The sequence below is a fragment of the Brevibacillus sp. BD137 genome, from assembly GCF_041644655.1.
Lineage (GTDB): Bacteria > Bacillota > Bacilli > Brevibacillales > Brevibacillaceae > Brevibacillus > Brevibacillus brevis_D.
This window is the reverse complement of sequence record NZ_JAOTNO010000001.1, coordinates 121,844-133,500: the sequence shown is the minus strand read 5'-3', so window position 1 is coordinate 133,500 and position 11,657 is coordinate 121,844. Positions and strand designations below refer to the sequence as shown.

11 protein-coding genes are annotated in these 11,657 nt (G+C 44.9%); all 11 read left to right on the top strand.

What is annotated here, in order from left to right:
- Positions 1–99: 99 nt before the first annotated feature.
- The 11 genes from ODZ53_RS00640 to hslV all read left to right on the top strand — a co-directional run bounded on the left by ODZ53_RS00640 (position 100) and on the right by hslV (position 11,640).
- Positions 100–414 carry a YbjQ family protein gene (locus ODZ53_RS00640; protein WP_372675553.1) on the top strand — a complete coding sequence of 105 codons (315 nt, stop codon included), beginning with the start codon at positions 100–102 and terminating at the stop codon, positions 412–414.
- Positions 415–485: 71 nt separating this feature from the next.
- A complete protein-coding gene (locus ODZ53_RS00635) occupies positions 486–824 on the top strand; it encodes an SCP2 sterol-binding domain-containing protein (protein WP_372675552.1) in 339 nt (112 codons plus the stop codon).
- Positions 825–908: 84 nt separating this feature from the next.
- Entirely contained in the window at positions 909–1,802 is an 894-nt protein-coding gene (locus tag ODZ53_RS00630) for an AlbA family DNA-binding domain-containing protein (protein WP_015891771.1), read from the top strand.
- A 36-nt stretch (positions 1,803–1,838) separates the two neighbouring features.
- Positions 1,839–2,894, top strand: a complete 1,056-nt coding sequence (locus ODZ53_RS00625; protein ID WP_372675551.1) for a hypothetical protein — start codon at positions 1,839–1,841, stop codon at positions 2,892–2,894.
- 186 nt (positions 2,895–3,080) lie between these two features.
- Entirely contained in the window at positions 3,081–4,241 is a 1,161-nt protein-coding gene (sucC, locus tag ODZ53_RS00620; protein ID WP_016743310.1) for an ADP-forming succinate--CoA ligase subunit beta, read from the top strand.
- Positions 4,242–4,393: 152 nt separating this feature from the next.
- Positions 4,394–5,296 carry a succinate--CoA ligase subunit alpha gene (sucD, locus tag ODZ53_RS00615; RefSeq protein ID WP_015891769.1) on the top strand — a complete coding sequence of 301 codons (903 nt, stop codon included), beginning with the start codon at positions 4,394–4,396 and terminating at the stop codon, positions 5,294–5,296.
- Between the two features lie 123 nt (positions 5,297–5,419).
- Complete coding sequence (gene dprA / locus ODZ53_RS00610; protein WP_372675550.1) at positions 5,420–6,538, top strand: DNA-processing protein DprA; 1,119 nt, start codon at positions 5,420–5,422, stop codon at positions 6,536–6,538.
- Between the two features lie 106 nt (positions 6,539–6,644).
- Entirely contained in the window at positions 6,645–8,723 is a 2,079-nt protein-coding gene (gene topA / locus ODZ53_RS00605) for a type I DNA topoisomerase (RefSeq protein WP_372675549.1), read from the top strand.
- A gap of 39 nt (positions 8,724–8,762) precedes the next feature.
- Positions 8,763–10,076 (top strand): FADH(2)-oxidizing methylenetetrahydrofolate--tRNA-(uracil(54)-C(5))-methyltransferase TrmFO, encoded by a 1,314-nt coding sequence (gene trmFO / locus ODZ53_RS00600; RefSeq protein ID WP_015891766.1) that lies wholly within the window; start codon positions 8,763–8,765, stop codon positions 10,074–10,076.
- Between the two features lie 61 nt (positions 10,077–10,137).
- On the top strand, positions 10,138–11,082 hold the full coding sequence (gene xerC, locus ODZ53_RS00595; RefSeq protein ID WP_172140486.1) for a tyrosine recombinase XerC: 945 nt from the start codon (positions 10,138–10,140) through the stop codon (positions 11,080–11,082).
- A gap of 15 nt (positions 11,083–11,097) precedes the next feature.
- Positions 11,098–11,640 carry an ATP-dependent protease subunit HslV gene (hslV, locus tag ODZ53_RS00590; RefSeq protein WP_015891764.1) on the top strand — a complete coding sequence of 181 codons (543 nt, stop codon included), beginning with the start codon at positions 11,098–11,100 and terminating at the stop codon, positions 11,638–11,640.
- The last annotated feature ends 17 nt before the right edge of the window (positions 11,641–11,657 follow it).

Sequence of the window (11,657 nt, the reverse complement as noted above, 5' to 3'; positions counted from 1 at the left end):
CGCATACACTTTTGGACAGGTTTAGATCTTTCTTTGCAACCGATTATTTTATGGTACGTAATATATATTGTGAATAGAGCAACATGAGGAGGCAATGACATGATCGTAACTACTACCAGCATGATCCAAGGAAAAGAAGTAGTAGAGTATTTGGATATCGTCAGCGGAGAGGTAATCATGGGTGCAAACGTAGTCCGTGACTTTCTCGCAGGAATTACGGACATCATCGGAGGCAGAAGTGGGTCGTATGAGAGTAAGCTCGCAGAAGGTCGTGAACTGGCCTTGCGTGAAATGAAAGAAAAAGCACGGGCATTAGGTGCAAACGCAGTGATTGGGATTGATCTCGACTTCGAAACATTGCGGGAAGGTATGATGATGGTTATTGCCACAGGCACAGCTGTCCGTGTAAAGTAAGCCGGTAAACACCCGGCTTTCTTTTTTTACCGAAAGCGGTTCTTATACATAGCAAGCAAGGAGAAGTGAGCATGCAGGTACAAAAAACTCTTCAGGATTTATCGAATAGAATAAACACCCAGCCACAAGGGATCGCTGGATTACATGCGGTTTACCATTTTGTCCTAAGTGGAAAAGAGGGGGGCACCTACGAGGTGGTTTTTGCCGATAATCAAGCGGACTATACGATGGATGTGACAAGGGAAGCGGGCTGCACGCTGGAGTTATCTGATAAAGATTTTATTAAGCTCGTAGAGGGACGCTTGAATCCCACAGTTGCTTTGGTAACGGGCAAGCTGAAAATTAGCGGACAAATGGGACTTTCGTTTAAATTACAAACAATATTGCATCACTATCAATTGCAAAAATAACAAAAAAACTAGTCAATTCTTAAAAAGTTGCGTTAAAATATGACCAAACAATGACACCTACTCTAACACAAAACGAGGGGAAACATGCGCCATATTTGTTCATTGATTGCGATGGTAAGCCAACTGGAAGAACAATCTGTGCGTTTTGATTTTTACCAAGAAATCAGACGACGCAAGCCAGAACGTCAGATATTAAAGCATGATGTACGATTACCGCGTCATTATTTCGATTATTTAATTCATTCAGGAGTATTGGAAGTGGAAACAGATGCCCCATATCAGCCGGGGAAGACCATGCCTGCTTCCATTGGTATGAACATACGCTCGCTCGGTGGAAACGTATTGTTTGACATGTGCTTTGCTCCGCAAACATATAAATTGTGGCAAAACACAGATGCAAGCATAGAAGACCTTTCTCTACCTGCTGATATATTTGAAGAGTATGTCTATCGCTTAGGCGCCATCAGTCGTTTTCGCTATTTAGGCCGAATTGATGATCCTGTAACGGCAACAAAGCTTGGTGAGAACGACATGATTGAATTCAAACGCGACTTTCTTTATTCGAAGACGGGAATTATTAAGTCTATTGTGGCGTTTGCGAATTCAAACAATGGGAATTTATTTTTAGGCATTACAGATGAGGGGACAGTGTGCGGGATTGATCATGAGATCGAGCAGTACGGAGACCCGGACAAATACATTCTAGCTATTACGCAATACATCCAAGATAAGACGTCACCCTTTGTGACCCCATTTCCAAAAATTTCGTTGAAAAAAATAGATGGGAAAACAGTGGTAGCTATCTTTGTAGAAGCCTCATCTGATTTGATCTGTGGTTTGGATAAAAATAATGAAAAGTATGTGGTAATTCGTACGAATAATCGCTCCGTTATCGTGAAAGATCCGCACCAAATTGGTGAAATTTACGTGAAACGAAAGCTAGGCAGTGAGATCAGCCGTCGATTGGGACTTCTGTAGCGTTATCTTACAGGAATACACGAGGAGGGTTACTGCGTGATATCGTCTTTACGTACGTGTCTACTGGTTATGATGGTGAGTAGCTTGTTCATCACTGGCTGTGCACAGTCTGGCAAGGTTTCTGATGACATGAAAGATCATATCGAGACAGAGCTTGGTACGGTTGAAAAAGTAACAGTGATGTCAACGGATGGTCAGGAAGTATTATTGGACTTGCGATTGTTTTTGCAAGAACTGTCCGGACAGGGACAAGATTTACAAATATCATCCGAGCCTTTAAAGCAAGAAGATGTACGTTTTACGCTCGTCCTTTATCGGACACAGCAGGCTCCACTTGTCGTGACGGTGGGTGAGTCGGCAAGTGAGTTTGGGGGACACACGTATCGTGGAGCGGGTGCCAGCTATTTTTATCAGTGGGTAAACAAGTTAACTGGCAAAGGCGTGCTCTCACAAAAAATTCAAAGCGTGCGTTTAGCTGCAGAGGACCTTGGGCAGGCGCGCGTGTTGAACGAATCAGAAGCAGAATACATCAGGAAAGTAATGGGATCGGCTGTCCCAGAAGTGGACAGTCGCAACAAGCAGTATCCACTCTACCCGAACTATCGGATGAGAATGAATTTTGCTGATAAGCCGGTCGAAGTGGCCATTTTAACGCCGACGCTGATTGCAGTTCCCTTTGGGAGAGAAACGTTTTTCTTTCACGTAGATGGTAGCCTCTTTTCGCGGTTAACGGAATGGATGCCGCCAAGCAATCGTAAGGATGACAGGATTGACCCGTTATTTAAATCTACACGGATTCGCATCACTGCAAATGGCGAAATGAACGTCCAAGATACAAAGTTGGATGTCACCCAAACAACGATCGAGCAAGGAATTGCCCATCAATCTGTCCGATTTTTAAAAAATGCAGATCCACTAATTGTTCCACCAAAAGAACCGGGCAAAAAACAATATGAACTTCATTTTTTGGTGAATGATAAAGAGCAGAGAATTGAACTATATCCACGTTATTTTAAGTATGAACAAACTTGGTACATTCATGATGAACTCGCTGAAAACGTGTGGAAATTGTTTCAATCTCTACGAAAATGAGGAATTTCCTCATGAAGTTTCGCATTTCTGGTCACGATAAAACGAACATATTACTACCACTTTTGCAGTTTTTGTCGTAGAATAGTTACGTTGCACTGATAGTGGAGGTTATGACCGGAAGAAGACATACGTCTTTGAACCGGTCTAAAAGCCTGCCGATCTTTATCTGCCATAGGAGGATGGAGAATGAACATTCATGAGTATCAAGGTAAAGAGATACTTAAGCAGTACGGTGTAAAAGTTCCTGAAGGACGCGTAGCTTTCACAGTGGAAGAAGCTGTTGAAGCAGCAAAAGAACTGGGCACCCAAGTAAACGTAGTAAAAGCGCAAATTCACGCTGGTGGCCGTGGTAAGGCTGGCGGTGTAAAGGTTGCAAAAAATCTTGATGAAGTTCGTACATATGCCAGCGAGATCCTTGGCAAAGTACTCGTTACTCATCAAACAGGACCAGAAGGTAAAGAAGTTAAGCGCCTTCTGATCGAGCAAGGCTGCGACATCAAGAAAGAATACTACGTTGGTGTAGTTGTTGACCGTGCTACTGGAAGTGTTGTAATGATGGCTTCCGAAGAAGGCGGTATGGACATCGAGGAAGTAGCAGCAAACACTCCAGAAAAAATCTTCAAAGAAGTAGTTGATCCAGTAACAGGTCTGAATGGCTTCCAAGCTCGTCGCCTGGCTTACGCAATCAACATTCCAAAAGAATTGATTAACAAAGCTGCCAAGTTCATGATGAGCTTGTACCAAGCTTTCGTTGATAAAGATGCTTCTATCGCTGAAATCAACCCACTGGTTGTAACTGGCGACGGTGAAGTAATGGCACTGGATGCAAAACTGAACTTCGACAGCAACGCTCTCTATCGTCACCCTGACATCGTAGCTCTGCGCGATTTGGATGAAGAAGATGAGAAAGAAATCGAAGCTTCCAAGTTCGATCTGTCCTACATCGCACTTGATGGTAACATCGGTTGCATGGTAAACGGTGCAGGTCTGGCGATGGCAACAATGGACATCGTGAAATTCTACGGTGGAGACCCAGCTAACTTCCTTGACGTTGGTGGCGGAGCTACTGAAGAGAAAGTAACGGAAGCGTTTAAAATTATTCTCCGTGACGAAAAAGTAAAAGGTATTTTCGTCAACATCTTTGGCGGCATCATGAAATGCGACGTTATCGCAAACGGCGTAGTGAATGCAGCAAAACAAATCAAATTGGACAAACCTCTCGTTGTACGTCTCGAAGGTACAAACGTAGATTTGGGTAAGAAAATCCTTAATGAGTCCGGTTTGAACATTGTAGCTGCAGAATCTATGGCGGATGGCGCTGAGAAAATCGTATCCTTGGTGAAGTAAGATATTTCGAGTAGATACGTTAAGAAAACATCTATCGATGTAAACTCAGTGCTGAGCGACCGCGACTCTTCGGAAAGTTTTCATGCGCTCCGGAAATTTATAAGCTGAGCTTATAAATTCCTACACGTTAAAAAAGGTGGGAAAATTACGCGATGAGTATTCTCGTTAATAAAAATACAAAAGTAATTACGCAAGGGATTACGGGTGCAACTGGTCTGTTCCACACTCGCGGAGCCGTTGAATACGGTACACAAATGGTGGGCGGTGTAACACCTGGTAAAGGTGGAACCGAAGTTGACGGTATTCCAATTTTCAACACAGTAAAAGAAGCGGTTGAAGCAACTGGTGCAACTGCATCTGTTATCTACGTTGCTCCTCCTTTCGCTGCTGATGCGATCATGGAAGCAGTTGACGCTGAACTGGATCTGGTAATCTGCATTACTGAAGGTATCCCAGTTTTGGACATGGTGAAAGTTAAGCGCTACATGGAAGGCAAGAAAACCCTTCTCGTAGGTCCTAACTGCCCTGGCGTAATCACTCCAGGTGAGTGCAAAATCGGTATCATGCCTGGTTACATCCACGTTCCAGGTAAAGTGGGTATCGTATCTCGCTCCGGTACCTTGACTTATGAAGCAGTTCACCAAACTTCTACTCGCGGCCTTGGTCAATCCACAGCTGTAGGTATCGGTGGAGACCCAGTAAAAGGTATGGAGTTCATCGACGTACTGAAAATGTTCAACGAAGATCCAGACACAGAAGCTGTTATCATGCTGGGTGAAATCGGTGGTACTGCGGAAGAAGAAGCAGCAGAGTGGATCGCTGCTAACATGAAAAAACCAGTTGTAGGCTTCATCGGAGGACAAACTGCTCCTGAAGGAAAACGTATGGGCCACGCTGGTGCGATCATCTCTGGCGGTAAAGGTACAGCTGCTGAGAAAATCGCGAAGCTCGAAGAATGTGGTATTCGCGTAGCGAAAACACCTGCAGTTATCGGTGAAACACTTGTTGAATTGCTGAAAGAGCGCGGTATGCTCGAGAAAGTAATGGGCAAGTAAGCAGATAAGACAGAAGTGGACAGGCTTTAGGCTTGTCCACTTTTTTATTTTTGAAGTAGCCTCTTTCTTTCGATAGAATAACTTTCAAAAGCAATTGTGATCGGGATGAAGGAGGATTTTGGAGTGGAAAAGGCGAAGCTCGACGAGAGAGACTGGGTATATGTGTTAACGATGGTTTCAGGTTTGGGAAGAAGGAAAATCCGAGAAATCTTTGAAATCACAGGTTCTTTTCAGATTGCCATCGAAAACTGGCATGAACTGGCACGTGAGCTCAGATTGACTTCCTTGATCACTGGGCAGGTTGACCAGCAAAGCAATGAAGCTCCTGCTATGGCACTACTGGAAAAGCGTGAAGAAGAGGGAACGCGCTTCTTATGTCCTTTTGACGATGCTTATCCTGCTTCGCTCCGCAATATCCCCGATTTTCCATGGACGTTGTTTTATCGTGGCGACCACACATTATTGGATAAATTGTCGATTGGCGTCGTTGGTTCGCGCAAACCGACACCATATGGAAGAGCGAGCTGTAGCTTTTTTGTCCGAGAACTGGTACAAGCAGGTCTTGTCATTGTCTCAGGGGTAGCGTATGGAATTGATGCGGAGGCTCACCAAGCTACCTTGAAAGCAGGTGGTAAGACTATAGGCGTGCTCGGTTGCGGAATGAATCACGTTTATCCTTCTCGACATCGAGAACTTTATCGCGAAATTGAATCTTTTGGCCTACTCCTCAGCGAGTATCCTCCTCATATTCCACCTATTTCTGGATTGTTTCCAGAGCGAAATCGTATCATAAGTGGTCTTTCTATCGGTGTATTAGTGGTGGAAGCAGCAGAAAAAAGCGGATCCTTGATTACGGCAGACTGTGCACTTGAGCAGGGCAAAGAAGTTTTTGCGATTCCTGGTCCTATTTTTTCATTGATGAGTGCCGGGCCGCATAACTTGATCAAACAAGGTGCAAAGCTAGTAACGTGCAGTAACGATATATGGGATGAAATCAAACCTCATCTTCCAGAAGCCAAGCAAATGCAGCAGGTCAAAAAAAGCAATGCAACCGATGTTATTCCCTTATCTAATGAAGAAAAAGCGATTGTGGAAGCTGTAACCTATGATGGGATTCATTTGGATGAGTTAATGAGCAGCTTGGAAAAAGACCAACGCAAGATGCTTCATCAGTTGGTCATTCGTTTGGAAGCAAAAGGAGCCATTGTGGCACTTCCTGGCGGTTATTTTGCACGGAGATAGCATATCCGCTAGCTTTTTGGCAATGCCTAGAGGCACAAGTGTTTGACAAACCGGATGAGGGTATTTAATAATAGGGAAGATTCCTTACTAAAAGGGGAGGAAAAAAATGGCTGATACGCTAGTAATCGTAGAATCCCCTACGAAGGCCAAAACCATTGGAAAATACCTGGGTAGTAAATATATCGTGAAAGCGTCTATCGGACATGTACGCGATTTGCCGAAAAGTCAAATGGGTGTAGACGTTACACATAATTTTGAACCCAAATACATAACCATTCGCGGCAAAGGCGATGTATTGAAGGGCTTAAAAGATGCCGCTAAAAAAGTAAAAAAAGTGTATCTCGCAGCCGACCCGGATCGCGAAGGGGAGGCAATTGCTTGGCATTTGGCGCAATACCTGGGTCTCGATATGAATCAGCCGCTTCGTGTGGTATTTAATGAGATTACCAAAGATGCCATTAAAGAAGCGTTCAAGCATCCACGACACATAAACATGGACTTGGTAAATGCTCAACAGGCACGTCGTATTCTCGACAGACTCGTTGGCTACAATATTAGTCCAATTCTATGGAAAAAGGTTCGAAAAGGCTTGAGTGCTGGACGTGTTCAATCAGTTGCGGTAAAGCTTATCATGGATCGTGAGCGGGAGATCCAAGAGTTTATCCCGGAAGAGTATTGGACAATTGCAAGTACATTAATTAGCGACGGAAAAGAAATTAACGCGAAGTTCTATGGTTATGGCGATGAAAAGGTGGAGCTTCATTCGGAAGATGATGTAGCAGCGGTATTGAAACGAATGAAGAACAAACCATATGTGGTACAAAAGGTAACCAAGCGTGAGCGCAAGCGCAATCCTGCACCTCCTTTTATCACGAGTTCTTTACAGCAAGAGGCAGCGCGTAAGCTGAACTTCCGCACTTCTAAGACCATGCGAATTGCTCAAGAGCTCTATGAGGGGATCGACGTTGGCAATAAAGAAGGCGCAGTTGGTTTGATTACCTATATGCGTACGGACTCTACTCGCCTATCTGTAACTGCACAGAACGAAGCAAGGGATTACATACTTGAGAAATACGGTCCAGACTATGTGTTATCTGAGCCACGCAATCAGGCGAAAAACGAAAATGCTCAAGATGCTCACGAAGCAATCCGTCCAACTGGTGTGATGCGTACACCGGATGAAATAAAGGAATACTTGTCAAGAGATCAGTTGCGTTTGTATCGATTAATCTGGGAGCGTTTCCTTGCCAGTCAAATGTCATCTGCTGTTCTTGATACGATGAGCGTAGATATTGACGCAGGTGGAGTTACCTTCAGAGCAACGGGATCAAAAGTGAAGTTCCCTGGATTTATGAAGGTATATATTGAAGGAAACGATGATGGCACAGAGGAAGAAGGCTTCCTTCCGCCCATTGAAGAAGGACAAATCCTCGATCAGAAAGAAATCGAGCCGAGTCAGCACTTTACACAGCCACCACCACGATTCTCCGAAGCGCGCATGCTTAAATCGATGGAAGAGATGGGGATTGGACGTCCATCTACCTATGCGCCTACTTTAGAGACCATTCAAAAGCGGGGCTACGTGGCATTAGAGGAGAAGCGGTTTGTCCCAACCGAGTTGGGCGAGATTGTGATCACGCTTGTCGAGGAGTTCTTCCCGGAGATTCTCAACGTAGAATTCACTGCGCATATGGAATCGGGCTTGGATAACATCGAAGCAGGAACCACCAATTGGGTGCAGGTGCTGGACGATTTTTATCAAGACTTTGCGAAGCGCGTAGTTGTTGCAGAAGAAGAAATGAAGGAAGTAGAGCTGAAAGTCGAAGAATCGGATGAAACATGTGAGCATTGTGGCCGTGTGATGGTTTATAAGCTTGGTCGATTTGGCAAGTTTTTAGCTTGTTCCGGATTCCCGGATTGCCGTAATACGAAGCCGATTGTAAAAGAAATCGGCGTAAAATGTCCGCAGTGTGAAACCGGAGAGATTATCGAACGTAAATCTAAAAAGAGCCGTATTTTTTACGGTTGCAATCAATATCCGGAATGCGATTTTGTATCGTGGGACAAACCGATTGCCAGACCTTGTCCAAAATGCTCCAGCATGCTCGTGGAGAAAAAGCGCAAGAAGCAAGGAGTTAGCATAGTTTGCACCAAGTGTGATTACCAAGAAGAGGCAGACTCCTAAGCAGCCTGATTCGATTTTGTAGTTTGGAGGATTAACAGCATGTCACAACCAACAATTACAGTAGTGGGCGCTGGTCTCGCTGGTAGTGAGGCAGCATGGCAAATCGCGCAGGCGGGTGTAAAAGTAAAGCTGTATGAAATGAGACCGAAGACACAAACGCCTGCACATCATACTGATAAATTTGCAGAGTTGGTATGCAGTAATTCATTGCGTGCTAACACGTTGACGAATGCAGTGGGTGTATTAAAGGAAGAAATGCGTCGACTGAACTCTGTCATTATCGATTCGGCAGATCGTTGCGCGGTTCCAGCTGGAGGCGCGCTTGCCGTAGACAGACACGAATTCGCTGCTCATGTTACAGATGCCGTTCGTAATCATCCCTTAGTTGAGGTCGTTTCGGAAGAGATTACCGAAATTCCTGATGGGATTGTCGTAATTGCCACCGGGCCACTTACTTCTCCAGCTTTGTCTACAAAGTTAAAAGAGCTGACGGGTGAAGAATATCTGTACTTCTATGATGCAGCAGCACCCATTATCGAGAAAGACTCGATCGATATGAACAAGGTATTTGTTGCTTCCAGATATGATAAAGGTGAAGCAGCCTATCTGAACTGCCCGATGACAGAAGAGGAGTTCAATCGCTTCTATGATGCGTTGATCTCTGCGGAAACTGTTCCATTGAAGGAGTTTGAAAAGGAGATCTTCTTCGAAGGCTGCATGCCGATTGAAGTATTGGCAAAGCGTGGGCACAAAACCATGACATTTGGTCCCATGAAGCCTGTGGGTTTGGTTGATCCACGGACAGGTAAAAAGTCTTATGCAGTTGTTCAACTTCGTCAGGACAATAGTGCGGCGACATTGTATAACATCGTAGGCTTCCAGACCCATCTGAAATGGCCGGATCAAAAAAGAGTCTTTTCACTCATTCCTGGGTTAGAAAACTGTGAAATCGTTCGTTATGGTGTCATGCACCGAAACACCTTTATCAATTCGCCAAAGCTGTTGAAGCCTACGTATCAGTATAAAGATCGGGAAACACTTTTCTTTGCTGGTCAAATGACTGGTGTAGAAGGATATGTAGAGTCAGCAGCATCTGGCTTGCTTGCGGGGATAAATGCAGCACGACTCGCAAAAGGGGAAGAATTGATCGAGCTTCCGCCAGAAACAATTATGGGCAGTATGGCTCGTTATATTACAACGGCAGATCCAAAGCATTTCCAACCGATGAACGCAAACTTCGGGCTTGTACCGGAATGGCCAGAAAGAATCCGAGACAAGCGTTTGAAAAATGAAAAGCTCGCTGAGCGGGCGCTAGATACAATTCAGAATTTTACACAAGAACGACACAATTAACATTGATATCCGATTTTCGTCTGTGTTACTATATAGGTGCTTCGAGGAGGGTGCATCCCGTATGGACTTTTCGCAACAAAATTCTGCGGATATTGAGATGTTTACCCGCTATTTGCGAGTTGAAAAAAACGCCTCTCCTCATACGGTGAAGCAGTATGTGGCAGATATCAGCGAATTTGTCTCCTTTATGGAACAGCACCAAATCACCGTATTTGCTGCTGTTTCTTATTTGCATGGTCGCTCCTTTCTCGCGCAATTGGCTGGTAGGGGGCTTTCCCGGCGAAGTATTGCCCGCAAGCTATCTAGTTTGCGTAGCTTGTACCGATTTCTGTTGCGTGAAGGTCAACTGGAACAGAACCCATTTCAACTAGTCTCCACTCCCAAAATGGAGAAGAAACTTCCTTCCTTTTTATATCCGCAAGAAGTTCAAGCTTTTTTCGATCTGCCTGATACAACCACTCCATTAGGAATTCGTGATCGGCTGATTTTTGAACTGTTGTATGCAAGCGGCATGCGTGTTACGGAGCTCACCACTTTATCTGTGAGTGATGTGAATCCGAGCATGGGAGTCGCCTTGGTTTATGGAAAAGGAGCGAAAGAACGATATGTGCCGGTTGGAAGTTATGCCTGCGACGTTCTTCGGCAATACCTAGAACATGGAAGAGAAAAACTGTTGGCTGGAAAAGTAGAACACGGCAATTTGCTGGTTAACTATCGGGGAGAACCGTTATCCGACCGTAGTGTTCGGCGGATTGTAGACAAATACGTAGAAACGTACGCTCTTCAATTGCGGGTTTCACCTCATACCTTTCGTCATACGTTTGCGACCCATATGTTGAATGGCGGCGCGGATCTGCGTACCGTGCAAGAATTACTGGGGCACGTTAATGTTTCGACGACACAGGTGTACACGCATGTGACCAAAGAGCGACTTCGGCATGTATATGACACCGCTCACCCACGAGCAAACCCGGGCAATACAGGTTCCGCCAATCGGACGACATAACGGGAGGAATCAGTGATGGAACAGTTTCACGCAACAACCATATTTGCTGTACAGCACAATGGGTCTGTAGCGATGGCCGGAGATGGTCAGGTTACTTTTGGCAACAGCATGGTAATGAAGCACGGTGCCAAAAAAGTAAGACGTCTATATCGCGGCGAAGTTTTAGCAGGATTCGCTGGCTCTGTTGCTGATGCCATTACGCTTTTTGAGAAGTTTGAAGGAAAGCTGGAGGAGTATCACGGCAATCTGCAGCGAGCTGCTGTAGAGCTGGCGAAAGAGTGGCGCATGGATAAAATTTTGCGTCGTTTGGAAGCTATGATGATTGTTGCCAATAAGGAGCATTTGCTGCTTATTTCCGGAAATGGCGAAATCATTGAGCCTGATGATGGGATTCTTGCAATTGGTTCTGGCGGTAGCTTTGCCCTTGCAGCAGGTCGTGCATTGAAAACATATGCGCCTCATCTCGGCGCACGTGAAATTGCGGAAGCATCGCTTCGTACCGCTGCTGAAATTTGCGTGTTCACAAATAACAATCTTGTTGTGGATGAGTTGAATTGAGCGAAAGGGAGGAACCT